Origin of the sequence: Kitasatospora azatica KCTC 9699, assembly GCF_000744785.1 — a bacterium.
In the GTDB taxonomy this organism is placed as follows: Bacteria; Actinomycetota; Actinomycetes; order Streptomycetales; family Streptomycetaceae; genus Kitasatospora; species Kitasatospora azatica.
On the sequence record NZ_JQMO01000002.1, the window covers coordinates 2,079,705 to 2,095,104 of the forward strand.

Annotated in this window: 11 protein-coding genes; 5 read left to right on the plus strand and 6 right to left on the minus strand. The window is 73.3% G+C overall.

Annotation, left to right across the window (positions count from 1 at the left end; genetic code table 11):
- Positions 1–138: 138 nt before the first annotated feature.
- The 5 genes from BR98_RS09555 to eccD form a co-directional block, all read right to left on the minus strand.
- Positions 139–579, minus strand: a complete 441-nt coding sequence (locus BR98_RS09555) for a hypothetical protein (protein WP_035841683.1) — start codon at positions 577–579, stop codon at positions 139–141.
- Between the two features lie 10 nt (positions 580–589).
- A complete protein-coding gene (locus BR98_RS09560; protein ID WP_035841685.1) occupies positions 590–871 on the minus strand; it encodes a WXG100 family type VII secretion target in 282 nt (93 codons plus the stop codon).
- 39 nt (positions 872–910) lie between these two features.
- A complete protein-coding gene (locus BR98_RS09565) occupies positions 911–1,255 on the minus strand; it encodes a hypothetical protein (protein ID WP_035841687.1) in 345 nt (114 codons plus the stop codon).
- Positions 1,256–1,359: 104 nt separating this feature from the next.
- The gene (gene eccB / locus BR98_RS09570) at positions 1,360–2,787 is read right to left on the minus strand and encodes a type VII secretion protein EccB (RefSeq protein ID WP_035841692.1); all 1,428 of its coding nucleotides are present in this window, start codon (positions 2,785–2,787) and stop codon (positions 1,360–1,362) included.
- Between the two features lie 126 nt (positions 2,788–2,913).
- A complete protein-coding gene (gene eccD / locus BR98_RS09575; RefSeq protein ID WP_035841695.1) occupies positions 2,914–4,296 on the minus strand; it encodes a type VII secretion integral membrane protein EccD in 1,383 nt (460 codons plus the stop codon).
- 189 nt (positions 4,297–4,485) lie between these two features.
- Between eccD and BR98_RS09580 the strand changes: the two genes are divergently transcribed.
- The 5 genes from BR98_RS09580 to BR98_RS09600 all read left to right on the plus strand — a co-directional run bounded on the left by BR98_RS09580 (position 4,486) and on the right by BR98_RS09600 (position 13,729).
- Positions 4,486–8,439 carry a type VII secretion protein EccC gene (locus BR98_RS09580; RefSeq protein WP_035841699.1) on the plus strand — a complete coding sequence of 1,318 codons (3,954 nt, stop codon included), beginning with the start codon at positions 4,486–4,488 and terminating at the stop codon, positions 8,437–8,439.
- A 94-nt stretch (positions 8,440–8,533) separates the two neighbouring features.
- The gene (locus BR98_RS40200) at positions 8,534–10,762 is read left to right on the plus strand and encodes a hypothetical protein (protein WP_035841703.1); all 2,229 of its coding nucleotides are present in this window, start codon (positions 8,534–8,536) and stop codon (positions 10,760–10,762) included.
- Between the two features lie 10 nt (positions 10,763–10,772).
- Positions 10,773–11,336 carry a GNAT family N-acetyltransferase gene (locus tag BR98_RS09590; RefSeq protein ID WP_051969510.1) on the plus strand — a complete coding sequence of 188 codons (564 nt, stop codon included), beginning with the start codon at positions 10,773–10,775 and terminating at the stop codon, positions 11,334–11,336.
- A 23-nt stretch (positions 11,337–11,359) separates the two neighbouring features.
- On the plus strand, positions 11,360–12,901 hold the full coding sequence (locus BR98_RS09595; protein WP_035841707.1) for an MFS transporter: 1,542 nt from the start codon (positions 11,360–11,362) through the stop codon (positions 12,899–12,901).
- A 72-nt stretch (positions 12,902–12,973) separates the two neighbouring features.
- Positions 12,974–13,729, plus strand: a complete 756-nt coding sequence (locus BR98_RS09600) for a TetR/AcrR family transcriptional regulator (RefSeq protein ID WP_035841710.1) — start codon at positions 12,974–12,976, stop codon at positions 13,727–13,729.
- A 77-nt stretch (positions 13,730–13,806) separates the two neighbouring features.
- Here BR98_RS09600 and BR98_RS09605 read toward each other — a convergent pair whose 3' ends face one another.
- Positions 13,807–15,336: a helix-turn-helix domain-containing protein gene (locus tag BR98_RS09605; RefSeq protein WP_035841711.1), complete on the minus strand. Its 1,530-nt coding sequence runs from the start codon at positions 15,334–15,336 to the stop codon at positions 13,807–13,809.
- Positions 15,337–15,400: the final 64 nt, after the last annotated feature.

Below are 15,400 nucleotides of genomic sequence, written 5' to 3' on the forward strand. Positions count from 1 at the left end.
GTCGACTCCCGAGGTGATGGTGGTGCGGGCAGGGGGATGGGGCCAAGGGGGCCGGGGTCCGGGGCTACGGATCCGACGACGCGAACCGGATCGCGTGGTCGGTTCGCGTCGTCGGACGGCCGGTCAGACCGACGGCGGTCAGACCGACGGCGGTCCGGCCGGTGGCCCACCGGACGGCCCACTGGGCGAGCCGCCGAGGATGGTGAACATCTGCGCTGCGGTGAGCGCGTCGTCCTCGGCGTTGTTGAACGTCTTCTCGGCCTTGTACGCCGCCTCGGCCAGCTGCAGCAGCGAGTCCGAGATGGCGCCGAGCTGCTGCTTGATCAGACCGGCGAAGGTCTTGAAGTCACCCGCCAGATTGACCCCGGCGGTGAACGGGGCGGCTCCGGCGAGCAGTTGGGTGTAGTTGCCGTCGATGCTGGGCAACCCGCCACCGCCGGCGGCGAAGTCCATCACATGGCCGATCGCCTTGCCGTTCGCGTCGTTGGGATTGATGCCGGTCATCGACTTGACCAGATCCTTGATCCCGTTGTCGGCGAGTTTGGTCAGGTAGCCGTCGGTGACCTTGAGTGGGCTCACGGCACGCCCCTCAGAAGCCCTGCGCGGCAGCCTGGTCGGCGTACCGCATGGTGTGGTTCATCTCGTCCAGGATCTGGGCGCCCTTGGTGATGTCCTGGTGCATCTGGCCCTCGTTCTGCTGCACCGCGGTGAAGAACTGCTCGAACGCCTCCTTGTAGCTGCCGGAGTGGGCGCGCAGCGGGGTGAGCGTCTGGATCAGCTCGTCCAGGTTGTTCTGCATGCTCTGCGCCGCCTGCAGCAGGTCCTGGAAGGCGTTGTCGATCGACTCGTGATGGAGCTGGATGTTCGCCACGGGGTGGCTCCTTTCGGACGGGAGGAGGGAAGGGAAGGGTCAGCCGTTGAGCGCGGAGTAGACGCCGTCCGAGGCACCCCAGTTGCCGCCGACCACGTGGGCGTCGTCCTCGGCCTTGGTGAGCACCTTGCTCGCGGAGGCGGTGCTCTCCATCAGGTGCTCGACGGACCTCATGATCACCTTGTAGCGGTCCACCCAGTCGGTCACCCGGTCCTGGAAGGCGCTGCTGGCGCCGGAGACGTACTTGGCGGCGATCTCCTCGTTGATCCGCTCGACCGTCTGGCCGGCGGTGATCATGGCGGAGATCTGGTGCCCCAGGCCGGTCAGCGCCTGCTGCACGCTCTGGTCGTCGGTAGTGAGAAGGTTGCCGGTCGGGTCGGCCATGGTGGCTCCTGTGTCGGGTCGGACAGCCGGGGCGGCGGCCCCGGGCTGCTGTCTGCCGGGTAGAACGGTCCGCCCTGGCGAGCTGGTTCAGATCTGACGGTTCGTCAACAGGCCGAGCCGGCAGGCGGTGTCGGCACTCCGGTGGCCGGTGCTGCCGGGTCCAGGGACGGACCGGTGGGCAGCAGGGCGAGCAGCGTGTCGGGGACGGCGGCCGGGGGCACGGAGGCGTAGCCGAGCTGCTTGGCGGCGGCCGCCGAGGGCACCGGGTACTTCACGCCGCCGTCCGTCACCAGGTACTCGGCGGCGCCCGGGCTGCCGCCCGCGAGGGTCGCGCGGACCAGCGCGCCGCCGCCGGGACGGACCGCGATCCGGTCGGCGGGGGTGCAGGAGGGGGCCACACCGGGCTGGGCAGTCGGGGACTGGCCGTCGAGGGCAGCGCTGTCCAGCACCGTGACCGAGGTGCGCGGCGCGGCGTCGGTGGTCGGGTGCAGGTCGGCGCAGAGCGCCTGGCCCGGGGCGGGGGTGACCAGTTCGGGCGGGTCGGCGGGCAGCGGGCTGCTCGGCGGGGCGGCGGCGGTGTGGGCGGCGAGATCGGCCGGGCCGATCGCGACGGGGGCGGGGGCGGCGTCGGCGTACGCGACGCTCTGGGTGCGGGGGTCGCCGCGCAGCAGCGCGTACTGGAGCGCGCTGAGCGGGGCCAGGCCGGTGGTGGTGAGCACGTAGCGGGCGCCGCCGGGGGCCTCGAAGAGCTGGCCGACCCGGGTCTGCCGGGCGGCGAGCACCGGGCCGGGCGAGCCGCGCCCGGGGATGTCCGGGGCGGTCAGGTCGGGGCCGGCGGGCAGGGTGTCGAGGAAGGCGGCGCCGACCGGGAACGGGGTGACGGTCGCGCTGGTGTAACCAAGCGCTTGCTCAGCGCTGTTGTGGACGTCGACGCGCAGCCGGCGGCCCTGCCAGAGCAGGTACTGGGTGCTGTCGGGGGCGCTGACGAGCAGCGCCTGGGTGGGCGTGAGCGGGGCGCCCTCGGTCCGCGGGCCAATGGCCAGGGCGAGCTTCGCGGCCGCGCCGGCGGGCTCGGCGCAGGTGAGCCAGGTCTGCTGGGCGGCGAGCGCGGCAGCCGCCGGCAGCCCGTCGGGAGCACCGAGCAGGCCCACGGGTGCGCCGCGCTGCACGCTGCTGAGTGAGCGCTCGCTCACCTGCTGGACCGTCAACTGATCCCCCGCCAGCAGCTTCGCACTGGCCTGGTTGAGCACCGGGTGCAGCAGACCGCCGAGGTAGAGGTAGCGGGCGCCGGTCTCCTCGACCACGACCAGCGTGCCGGGCTTGGCCCACTCCGTGCTGCCGCCGGGCTTCAGCACCCCGATCACGGTCACCACCAGCGCGATCAACACGCCGAGCGCCAACCCGGCGACCGCCCCCCGGGTGGTCCGCCCGGTCGGTGTGTCCGGCGCGTCGGGCTCGGCCCGCAGCATGCCGGAGGCGAGCCTGCTCAGCACGAACAGATGCGCCTGCACCTGGTCGCGTCGGGACTGCATCCTGGCCTCTCCTCAACTCCCGGCCCACCCGGGCCACTCGCACCGACCACCCACACCACCCACACCACCCGCACCACCCGGCCCTCGGCCCTCGGCCCGCGGCCCGTGACCCCGCCGCTCAGGTGCTCAGCCGCTCATGCCGCGCATCGCGTGGTACACCCCGCAGACCAGCAGGGCCAACGGCAGCAGGGCCACCGCGCTCAGCGTGTGCAGCAGGTCGGCCGCGCGGCCCCAGTACGGGAGCAGGCGGCGCCCCGGTACCGTCCAGGCCGCGACCAGCAGCGCCAGCCCGAGCGCCAGCAGCCCGGCCAGGATCAGCAGCCGCCCGCCCGCCGACTGGGCCGCCGCCAGCCGCACACCGAGCAGCGCCACCCCGCCCACCCCGGGCAACAGCAGGACCAGCCGCTGCCGGATGCTGCCGATCGCCCGCCCGTGCAGCAGGAGCAGCACCGCCAACGCCCCGCCCTGGGCCGGCCCGGCCCAACCCGCGCCGAAGGCGAGCAGCACCAGGCTCACCGCGCAGACCACGCCGACCGCCGTGTAGAGCGCCATCAGGTAGTCGTCGGCGACCAGGCTGCGCGAGAGCACCCCGGGCGCCGGGAACGGTTCGATCCCCTCCTGCAGTTCGTCCGCGTTGCGCGGCAGCGCGGGCAGCCGCAGCCCGGAGAGCCGGAACGCGACCGAGGGCACGAAGGATCCGACCAGCACCGCCACCACCGCGATCACCGCAGCGAGTTGATCGACCGTCAGACCGCCGATGAGCAACGCCCCCGCCACCACCCCCACCACCGCGACCAGCACCACCCCGAGGAAGAGCGGCGCCCCGCCACCCACCGCCGCGAGTGCCAGCACCGCCGCCCCGGCGGCAGCCGAGGCGGCCGCCAGCACTCGGGCGCCGAGCAGTTCGTGGCCGGCCGGTCCGCCCGGCAGCAGCAGCGCGGCCAGCGCCAGGTAGGGCACGGCGGCGGCGCCCAGAGCGGTACCCGCGCCGGGGTCGGCCATCGCCCGCGAGGCGCTGGCGGCGCCGAGCAGCAGCAGCGCGGCGGTGACGGCGGCGGCCGCCTCGCGCGGTCCGGCCGCGCCGGGCAGGGCGAGCAGCACCAGTCCGCCGGCCAGGGCCAGCAGGGTCAGGCCGACGGCCAGGTGGTGGGTGAGTACCGGGCGCCAGCTGTCGCCGCGTTCGCGCATGCCGGTGGCCACGCCGTCCACCAGGTCGTCGAAGTGCACCGGTGGCAGCGCGGCCCGGCGCGGCCGCAGGTGGAGCGCGTCGCCGTCGCGCAGTTCGAGCGCGTCGGCGGTCTGCTCCTCGTCGAGCGGTTCCTCGCCGAGCCGTTGGAGCACCCATCCGCCGTGCTCCAGGCCCTGTTCGGCCAGGTCGGCACCGGCGTGGCCGAGCACGGCGGGGAGCAGGTCGGCGAGCGGCACGTCGGCGGGCACGGCGAGTTCGAAGACCGACCCCGGCGCGTGGAACCTGAGCCGGCACAGTCCGGCCACGGCGCTACTGTTCACGCCCGGGTCTACGGGCGCGGCCCCGGATCGCGTTCACGCGGCACCGGATCGCGTGCACGCGGCATCCGACCGCGTGCACCAGTGCGGCCGGGTCCACCGCTGAGCCCGGCCCGCGTTCACCCGGTGAACCCGCCCCGCCGAAGCGTCCGTAGACCCGGGGGACAGCGCCGGCCAGTAAGGAGTCCAACGGTGAGTGTGGTCCTGGTCAACCGCACGGCTCGCCGCCCGGGGCCGGAAATGCCCGACGGCGAGATCCAGTTGCAGGAGCCGCCCGGGCTGCCGGAGCCGCAGGGCGGCATGGCGAGCATGATCAGCATGGCGCCGATGGCTCTCGGCTCGCTCTCCATGGTCTTCCTCTTCCTGCGCCCGGACGGCGGTGGCGGAGCGCTCACCTATGTGGCGATCGGCATGATGGCCCTCTCCGCGGTCGGCATGCTGGTCACCCAACTGATCCGGGGCTCCAGCGACCGCAAGCAGCAGCTGCGTGCCGAGCGCCGCGACTACCTGCGCTACCTCTCGCAGATCCGCCGCCAGGTCCGCCGTTCGATCACCGGCCAGCAGGAGGCGCTGGCCTGGCGCCACCCGGCGCCGGAGGAGCTCGGCTCGCTGGTCGGCACCTCGCGTCTGTGGGAACGCCGGGCCGCCCACCCGGACTTCAGCGATGTGCGGATCGCCACCGGTCCGCAGCGTCTCTCGGTGCGACTCGCCCCGCTGGCCACCAAGCCGGTGGAGGATCTGGAGCCGCTCTGTGCGCACGCGCTGCGCCGCTTCATCCACGCCTACGGCACCGTGGCGGACCAGCCGGTGGCCATCCACCTGCGTGGGTTCGCCCAGCTGCTGCTGCGGTCTGACGATCCGTCGGCTTCGCGCGCGCTGGTCCGGGCGCTGCTGGCCTCGCTGGCCGTGGTGCACGGTCCGGACGAGCTGCGGATCGCCGTGGTCGCCGCCCCGGAGCAGCGCGCCGCCTGGGAGTGGGCCAAGTGGCTGCCGCACGCGCTGCATCCGAGTGAGAGTGACGGCGCCGGTCCGGTGCGACTGGTGGCGAGCACCCTCGGCGAGGCCGAGCAGCTGCTCGGCGAGGAGTTCACCGGCCGGCCGGGCTACGAGCCGGACGCCGTGCCGCACCGCGACGAGCCGTTCACCGTCCTGGTGTTGGACAGCGCCGGCACCCACGGCGCGGGCCGGGCCGCCCTGGCCGGCTACCGCAACGCCGTGGTGATCGACCTGGCCGACTCGCTGGAGTGGAAGCCGTCCCGGACCACGTTGCGGCTGCGGATCGAGGCGGGCCGGCTGGCCATGATCGGCGCCGACCGCAACCGCAAGGACACCGTCACCGAACTCGGCCGCCCCGACGCACTCTCGCTGCGCGCCGCCACCCGGCTGGCCGCCCGACTGGCCGGTTACCGGATCGGCGACGCGGTGGACGCGGGCGAGCCGCTGGCCACCGACTTCGACCTGACCGCCCTCCTCGGCATCCCCGATCTGCACCAGCTGGAGGTGGAGAAGCTCTGGGGCCGGCGTGGTCCGAGCGAGCGGCTGCGGGTCCCGCTCGGCCTCGGCGCCGACGGGCGCCCGGTCGATCTCGACCTCAAGGAGTCGGCACAGGGCGGTATGGGCCCGCACGGCATGCTGATCGGCGCCACCGGCTCCGGCAAGTCCGAGCTGCTGCGCACCCTGGTGCTGGCGCTCGCGCTCACCCACTCCTCCGAGGTGCTCAACTTCGTCCTGGTCGACTTCAAGGGCGGCGCCACCTTCCTCGGCCTGGACGCGCTGCCGCACACCTCCGCGGTGATCACCAACCTGGCCGACGAGGCCGCCCTGGTGGACCGGATGCGTGACGCCCTGCACGGCGAACTGGTGCGCCGCCAAGAGCTGTTGCGCTCGGCGGGCAACTACGCCTCGCTGCTGGAGTACGAGACGGCCCGCGCCGCCGGCACCCCGCTGGCACCACTGCCGACGCTCTTCGTGGTGGTCGACGAGTTCAGTGAACTGCTGGCCGCGCACCGGGACTTCATGGAGCTGTTCATCATGGTCGGGCGGCTCGGTCGCTCGCTGGGCGTCCATCTGCTGCTCGCCTCCCAGCGCTTGGACGAGGGGCGGATGAACGCCCTGGAGTCGCACCTGTCCTACCGGATCGGCCTGCGCACCTTCTCCGCGATGGAGAGCCGCGGCGTACTCGGCGTGCCGGACGCGTACCAGTTGCCCTCGCAGCCGGGCAACGGCTTCCTGCGCAGCGACATCTCCACCCTGACCCGGTTCAAGGCGGCCTACGTCTCCGGCCCGTACCGGCCCAAGCGGCGACCGGCCGTCCAGGCCGCCCTGGCCGGGCAGGTCGTCCCGTACAGCACCGGCTATGTGACGCCACGTCAGTCGGCCGCGCCGGTCGAGGAGGAGTCGGTCGCGACCGATGCGGGCTCGCTGCTGGAGATCGCCGCGGCCAGGCTGGACGATGCCGGGCCGCCCGCCCACCGGGTCTGGCTGCCGCCGCTGGACGTGCCGCCGACCCTGGACGAGCTGCTGCCACCGCTCGCCCCGCACCCCGAACGCGGCCTGACCGTCGACGGGTTGACCGGACACGGCACACTGACCGTGCCGGTCGGCGTGGTCGACCGCCCGTTCCACCAGCTGCGTGACCTGATGACCGCCGACCTGTCCGGGGCCGGCGGCCACGTCGGCATCGCCGGCGCCCCGCAGAGCGGCAAGTCCACCCTGCTGCGCACCCTGATCAGCTCCCTGGCGCTGACCCACACCCCGGCCGAAGTCCAGTTCTACTGCCTGGACTTCGGCGGTGGCACGCTCGCCGGCCTGCGCGGCCTGCCGCACCTGGGCTCGGTCACCGGACGGCACGACGGCGAACGGGTGCTGCGCACCGTCGCGGAGATCAACGCGATCATCACCCGCCGCGAGAAGTACTTCGCCGAGCTGGGCATCGACTCGGTCGCCACCTTCCGCCGCCGCAAGGCCGAGGGCGCCCTGCCGGACGACCCGCACGGGGACGTCTTCCTGGTCATCGACGGCTGGAACACCCTGCGCCAGGAGTTCAACGACCTGGTCCAGCCGCTCACCCTGATCTCCCAGCGCGGCATCAACTACGGCGTCCACCTGATGATCGCCACCACCCGCTGGGGCGAGATCTCCGGCGGCCTGCGCGACCAGTTGCAGACCAGGTTCGAGCTGCGGCTCGGCGACGCCGTCGACTCGGTGATCAACATGCGGGCGGCCGCCAAGGTGCCCAAGCTCCCCGGGCGCGGCCTGACCGAGGAGCAGCTGCACTTCCTGACCGCCCTGCCGCGGATCGACGGCTCCGGCCGCACCGAGGACCTCGCCGAGGGCATCGCCGACCTGGTGGACGCGATCGGCGAGCACTGGACCGGCCCCCGGGCCCCCGAGGTGCGGATGCTCCCGCTGGTCCTGGACGCCGCCGAACTTCCGCCCCCCGAAGGCCGGTTGCGGGCACCGATCGGCCTGGAGGACACCGAGGTCGCGCCGCTGTGGCACGACTTCGAGGAGAACCCGCACCTGCTGGTGATCGGCGACACCGAATCCGGCAAGACCAACCTGCTGAAGCTGCTGATCAGTTCGATCACCACCGGGTACACGCCCGCCGAGGCCCGGATCATGCTGGTGGACTACCGCCGCGAACTCTACGAGGCGGTACCGCAGGAGTACCGCCTCGGCTACGCCGTCGCGGTGGACATGCTGCGCCAGATCGTGGACGGCGCGGCGCGCGCGATGAAGAACCGGATCCCGCCCGCGGACATCACCCCGGCTCGGCTCAAGCTGCGCGACTGGTGGGACGGACCCGAACTCTTCATCCTGGTCGACGACTACGACCTGCTCGCCGCGGGCAGCGGCGCGCACCCGTTCGCCCCGGTGCTCGACCACCTCGCCCAGGGCGCGGAGATCGGACTGCACCTGATCGTCGCGCGCGGCGCCAACGGCGCCGGCCGAGGGCTGGGAGACCCGCTGCTGCGCAAGCTCCAGGAGATCAACTCCCCGGCGCTGCTGCTCTCCTGCCCGCCCTCGGAGGGGTACCTGTTCGGCAATGTGAAACCGCGTCAGCTGCCGGTGGGCCGGGGCCTGTACATCACCCGGCGGCGCACGGTGCAGGTCCAGACGGGAGCGATGGGCAAGGGCGAGTGAACCCTGCGACCGGCCGGCCTCGTACACCTGGTGGAGCGCCTGACCAGGTCCGGACTCCGCAATGCCGTCCCGCAGCAGAACGGAGGGCCGGGCAATGGCCTCGGTACGACTCCTGACCGCCACCCGCTCGACCCTGCGGGAGGTGGGCCCGCACTTCGTCATCGCGCCACCCGGCGCGGAGGAGGAAGGACTGGCCGCCGCCCTCGCACCGCTGCGTCCGGTGCCCGGGACGCTGGTGGTGCTGGCCGCTGCCGCCGACGCGGCGCCGGTGCTGCGCGAGCAGCTCCCGGAGCTGGCGCTGATCGCCGCCGCACGGGGCGCGGACACGCTGCTGGTCGCCGCCTCCGGACTGGCCGCGCCCGGGCCTCGGGGCCGTCGGCCCGCCGAGCAACTGGCCGACCTGGCCGGGCTGACGGTGGTCGGGCCGGACGGACCGGTCTCGATCGAGCCGGACGGGTCGCTGCGCACCAGCGGATCCTGGTGGCGCTGCCCACCGGCGCGACGGGGGGAGCGGCTGGGCGAGCGCTGGCCGGAAGCAGCAGTGACCCCGCTACCTGCGGCGCCCACACCCACACCCGCACCTGAGCAGCCCGCGACCGACCCCACCGTCACCCGCCTCCCCGCCGGCTACTGGCTCACCAGCACCCCGCCCACCCACACCCCGCCAGTACTGCACTCCGCCGCCCCGACCCCCGACACGCTGCTCCTCGTCCTCGGCCAGCCCGAGCACCCCGCCCTCCCCAGCCCCCACCAGCTCGCCACCGTCGCGGCGACCCTGCTCCCGACCAGCCCCGGTCGCCTCCTGCTGAGCGCGCCCTGGGCCGCCCCCGCCCCGCTGGTCGAGCTGGCCGCCCTACTCGCCGCCTCGCTCGACCGCGAGGTGCACACGGCCATCGGTCTGCCCGTCCGCTCCTCCGGCGGCGACTCCGCCGTACTCCTCGACCAGCGGTCCATGCCCGGCTGGGAGCCCTGCCTCACCGAGCTCACCGCCTCGCCCGGCTCACGAACCGTCAGCCCCAGGGCCTGGCGGGCCCGCCCCGGTTCCTGGCGCACCGTCGGACCGGCGCTCTTCGACGCGTTCCCCGGCTGGCTCCTGGAGGCCGTCCCGGCCGGCCTCTGGCTCCGCCCGGCGGCTGCCGTCGGCGACCGCGCCATCCGGTTGCGCCGCCCGGACCCGGGACAGCCGATGCTGATCGTCGGTTCGCCGAACGCGCCCGTGCCGCAGGAGGTCTGGGACCACCTGGGCGAGCTGCTCGCCGAGCTGCCGCTGCTCGGGCTGCCGCTCCCCGCGCTGCTGGTCACCGGGGCGATGGACGCCGAGTCCGAGGCCGTGGCCCGGTTCAGCGCGCGGATGTACAAGCTCCGCTGGGTCGCCCCGGACCTGACGCCACCTCGGCCCACCGCCGAACCCGCGCCGGTTCCCGCCGATCCCCCCACCCTGCTCCTCACCCCCGCACCACCGGAACCCGTCCCCACCCCCACCGAGGCGCCCGCCACCGAGACGCCCCCCAGCACCGACCGCCAGGCGCTCCAGGCCCTCCTCGCCCCGCACTACCACCGCTGGGCCAGCCGCGCCGAGCAGCTCGCCACCCGCCTGCCCTCGCTGCGCTCGCACCCCGGTACCGAGGACCTGCTCCCCGATCTCGTCGCGGTCCTGCTCCACCACCTCGACTCCCCCACCCCCGCGACCCGCGCCGAACTCGCCGAGGCGGCTCGCTCCGCCGGCCCCGACCACCCGCTCCGCCCGTACCTCAACTGCCTCGCCGCCGGCCTTCGCCGACTGCCCAGCCACCACGGCGCGGTGCTGCTCGCCGCCCCGGCCGGGCCCATCGACCTGGCCCGCTACGCCCCCGGCGCCGTCCTCACCGAGCCCGCCCCCATCAGCGGCCTCACCTCCCCGGACGTGCTCCTCGATCCCGAGGATCCCGAGCCCAGGCTGGAGTTCGCCATCTGGTCCACCAGCGCCCGTCGGACCACCGTCTTCGGCGATCCCACCGACGAACCCGCCGTCGTGTTCCCCCCGAACACCCGCTTCACCGTCCTGAAAGTCGAACCCGCCGACTTCCCGAGCCACGCCGCCAGCAGCGCCGGCACCGCCAGCACCAGCACCAGCACCAGCACCAGCACCACTGCCAACTCCGCCACCCCCGCCCGCGTCCTGCTCCACGAGCACCAGAACCGCCCCACTCCCCCGACCCCCGACCGCCTGCTCGCCTGGCTGGCCCGCCGCGACGCCGTCCCGGTCGCCGACCGCCGCCCGGTCGCGAACCCGGAGCGGTACCGGCTGACAAATCCCCTCGGAATCCCGACCCCCACCGGCTAACCTCCGCCGCATGAGCTCCTTGATCCACATCGAACCCTGGGCCGAGGACGACCTCGCCCTGCTGCAGGCGATCAACACTCCGACCATGCGCAAGCACGTCGGCGGCGCGGAGAGCCCGGAGGCCGTGCTGGTCCGCCACCGCCGCTACCTCGCCTTCCCCGGCCTCGGCGCCGGCCAGATGTTCCGGATCGTCAGCACCGGGACGGGCGAGTCGGTCGGCAGCGTCGGGTACGCGGAGCGCGTCTGGCGCGGCGAGACCGTCTACGAGATGGGCTGGAACGTCCTGCCGCCGTTCCAGGGCCGGGGCATCGCCGCCCTGGCGGCCCGGGCCGGCGCCGAGCACGCGGCCGCCGCGCACAAGCACCGCCACCTGCACGCCTTCCCGGCCACCGACAACCCGGCCTCCAACGCCGTCTGCCGGCGCGCCGGCTTCACCCTGCTCGGCGAGTGCGACTTCGAGTACCCGCCCGGCACCGGCCGGTTCATGCGCAGCAACGACTGGCGGCTCGACCTGCTAATGGGAATGGCCTTGCCCACCTCCACTTCTACGGTGTACAACACTTCTACACCGTAGAAGACACAGGACCCGGGGGACCCATGTCCGAAACAACCGCAGCACCAACCCGCCGCCCTGACCGCTGGCTGGTGCTGGCCGTGATCTGCCTGGCCCAGCTCGTAGTGATCCTCGACAACACCATCCTCAACGTCGCCCTCCCCTCCCTCACCAGGGAACTGGGCGCCACCACCGCGCAGACCCAGTGGGCGGTCGGGGCGTACTCGCTCGCGCAGGCGGGGCTGCTGATCGCGGCCGGCGGGCTGGCCGACCGGTACGGGCGCAAGAAGGTCCAGCTGATCGGGCTGGCGCTGTTCGGGATCGGCTCGTTCGGGGCGGCGCTGGCCGGCGACCCTGGGCAGCTGATCGCGGCCCGCGCGGGCATGGGGGTCGGCGGCAGCCTGCTGCTGGCCACCAGCCTGGCGATCGTGGTGCGCACCTTCGACCAGGACGAGCAGCCCAAGGCCATCGGCGTCTGGACGGCCATCGCCTCGCTCGGCGTCGCGCTCGGCCCGGTGATCGGCGGGGTGCTGCTGGCCCACTTCTGGTGGGGCTCGGTCTTCCTGGTCAACCTGCCGGTCGCGGTGCTCGGCCTGATCGCGGTCGCCCGGCTGGTCCCCGAGTCCAAGGACCCGCGCGGCGAGCGGCCCGACCTGCTCGGCGCGGTGCTCTCCACCGCCGGCATGGTCGGCCTGGTCTACGCGATCATCCAGGGCCCGGGCGCCGGTTGGACCGCGCCGCGCACCCTCACCGCCGGCGGGCTCGGCCTGCTCCTCCTGCTCGCCTTCCTGTTCTGGGAGCGGCGGATCGAGCACCCGCTGCTCGACCTCGGCTTCTTCCGCAACGCCCGGTTCCGGGGCGCCATCTCGGGCGGTGTGCTGGTCAGCTTCGGGATGGGCGGCTCGCTCTTCCTGCTCACCCAGCACCTGCAGTTCGTCCTCGGCTACGACCCGCTGGCCGCCGGCCTGCGCACCGCACCGATGGCGCTGACGGTGGTCGCACTCAACCTCACCGGCGTCGGCATGCGGCTCACCATGAAGCTCAAGCCGCCGTTCGCGATCGCCCTCGGGCTGACCCTGCTGGCCGCCGGGCTGGCGGCGATCGCCGAGTTCGGGCACGGCGGCTCCTACCCGGGCATCCTGCTCGGCCTGGTGCTGATCGGCGCCGGCGCGGCCTGCGCGCAGCCGGCCATGGCGGGTTCGATCATGAGCTCCATCCCGCCGGAGAAGGCGGGCATCGGCTCGGGCCTGATGGGCACGCTCAGCGAACTGGGCAACTCGCTCGGCGTGGCCGTCCTCGGTGCGGTGCTCGCCGCCGGGTTCGCGAACGCGCTGCCGGCGGGACTGCCGAGTTCGGCCGGCCGCTCACTGCCGGACGCGCTGGCGGCAGCCGGTCCGGCCGCCGCGCACCAGGTGCGCTCGGCCTTCGCGGACAACCTGACCGACAGCCAGCTGATCGGCGCGGTCGCGGTGCTGGCCGGCGGCCTGCTCGCCGCCTGGCTGTTGAGCCGGGCCGGCGCCGCCCAGCCCGCAGCCCCGGCCCCGACCTCGGGCCCGAGCGAGCAGGAAGCCGCCCAGGCCGGCTGACCGCACGAGAGGATCTACGATCGCTGCCGGACCCCGGTAGCGATCGTCGATCCCGTAGAAGCAGAGGCAGCCATGGCCGAGAAGCCCCACGACCCGACCGTGAGCATCTGGCTCTCCTCGCCCCGGCCCAGGAAGCGGGGCAGCGCACCGACCGGGCTGAGCCGGGACCGGATCATCGCCACGGCCGTGGCGCTGCTGGACGCCGAGGGGGTGCAGGCCTTCTCGATGCGCAAGCTGGCGGCCGAGCTCGAGGTCACCCCGATGTCGGTCTACTGGTATGTCGACAACAAGGACGAGCTGCTCGAACTCGCCCTGGACGCGGCCTTCGGGGAGATGCGGGTGCCACCGCTGGAGGACCACGGGGACTGGCGCCGGCACATCTACGTGATGGTCCACGAGTACCGCACCTGCTACCTGCGCCACCCCTGGGCGGCCGAGTTGGCGGGCCGCTACCTGGCGATCGGCCCGAACGCGATGCTGATGTCCACCAGCGCGGTCAGCGCCCTGTCCGGCACCGGGCTGCGGGGCGACCAGTTGAGCGGCGCGCTGGCGCTGCTCTTCCAGTACGCCTACGGCTTCGCCCGCGCCGAGGCCCAGTGGAACCAGCGGGTGCGGCTGGCCGGGACCGACGAGACCGAGCTCTTCCACCGGATCTACGGGGCGATGGTCGCCGCCGACCCCCGCCACGCCGAGGTCGACGAGGTGCTGGAGTTCACCTCGCACGAAACCGTCGAGATCGGCCGCAACCGCCAGTTCGACGCCGGGCTGGAGCTGGCGATGGCCGGCATCGAGGCCGCCATCGCCCAGCTCCCGGACCGGCAGGACTAGCAGGACCGCCCGGACCGCCCCGACCGCCCGGACCGCCCCGACCGCCCCGACCGCCCCGACCGCCAGGACCAGCAGGGCTAGATGTCGCGGAAGGTCTCGATCTGCGCGCCGATCGAGTTGAGCCGGTCAGCCAGGTCCTCGTAGCCGCGGTTGATCACATAGACGTTGCGCAGCACCGAGGTCCCCTCGGTGGCCAGCATCGCCAACAGCACCACGACGGCGGGCCGCAGCGCGGGCGGGCACATCATCTCGGCGGCCCGCCAGCGGGTCGGCCCCTCCACCAGCACCCGGTGCGGGTCCATCAGCTGCACGTGGGCGCCGAGCCGGGTCAGCTCGGTCAGGTAGATGGCGCGGTTGTCGTAGACCCAGTCGTGGATCAGCGTGGAGCCCTGCGCGGTGGCCGCGATGGCCGCGAAGAACGGCACGTTGTCGATGTTGATGCCGGGGAACGGCATCGGGTGGATCTTGTCTATCGGCGAGCGCAGCTTGGACGGACGGACCGTCAGGTCGACCAGTCGGGTGCGGCCGTTGTCGGCGAAGTACTCCGGGCCCCGGTCGTAGTCCAGGCCCATCTCCTCCAGCACCGCGAGCTCGATCTCCAGGAACTCCACCGGCGCCCGACGGACCGTCAGCTCCGACTCGGTGACCACGGCGGCGGCCAGCAGGCTCATCGCCTCCACCGGGTCCTCGCTGGGCGCGTAGTCCACGTCGCAGCTGATCTCGGCCAGTCCGTGCACGGTCAGCGTGGTGGTGCCGATGCCCTCGACCTTGACGCCCAGCAGCTCCAGGAAGAAGCAGAGGTCCTGGACCATGTAGTTGGGGCTGGCGTTGCGGATCACCGTGACGCCGTCGTGCCGGGCGGCGGCCAGCAGCGCGTTCTCGGTCACGGTGTCGCCGCGCTCGGTGAGCACGATCGGGCGCTCGGGGCCGACCGTGCGGTCCACCTCGGCGTGGTAGACGCCGGTGGTGGCGGTGACCTCCAGGCCGAACCGGCGCAGCGCGACCAGGTGCGGCTCGACGGTGCGGGTGCCGAGGTCGCAGCCGCCGGCGTAGGGGAGCTTGAAGCGGTCCACCCGGTGCATCAGCGGGCCGAGGAACATCAGCACGGACCGGGTGCGGCGGGCCGCGTCCTGGTCTATCGCGTCCAGGTCGAGCACGGCCGGCGGGGTGATCTCCAGGTCGGCGCCCTCGTTGATCCAGCGGGTCTTCACGCCGATGCTGTTCAGCACCTCCAGCAGGCGGTAGACCTCCTCGATCCGGGCCACCCGGCGCAGTGTGGTGCGGCCGGTGGTGAGCAGCGAGGCGCAGAGCAGGGCGACGCAGGCGTTCTTGCTGGTCTTGACGTCGATGCTGCCGGAGAGGCGACGGCCGCCGACCACCCGCAGGTGCATCGGGCCGGCGTAGCCGAGCGAGACGATCTCGCTGTCCAGTGCCTCGCCGATCCGGGCGATCATCTCAAGGCTGATGTTCTGGCCGCCGTTCTCGATCCGGTTGACGGCGCTCTGGCTGGTGCCCAGTGCCGTCCCCAGCTCTGCCTGCGTCCAGCCGCGGTGCTTGCGGGCGTCGCGGATGAGCTTGCCGATGCGCGAGAGGTAGTCATCTGCCATGGGCGAGACGATATCTCATCCATGAGATACGACTGTGGGCGGCTCCCCCATTCGGGTGAACCGC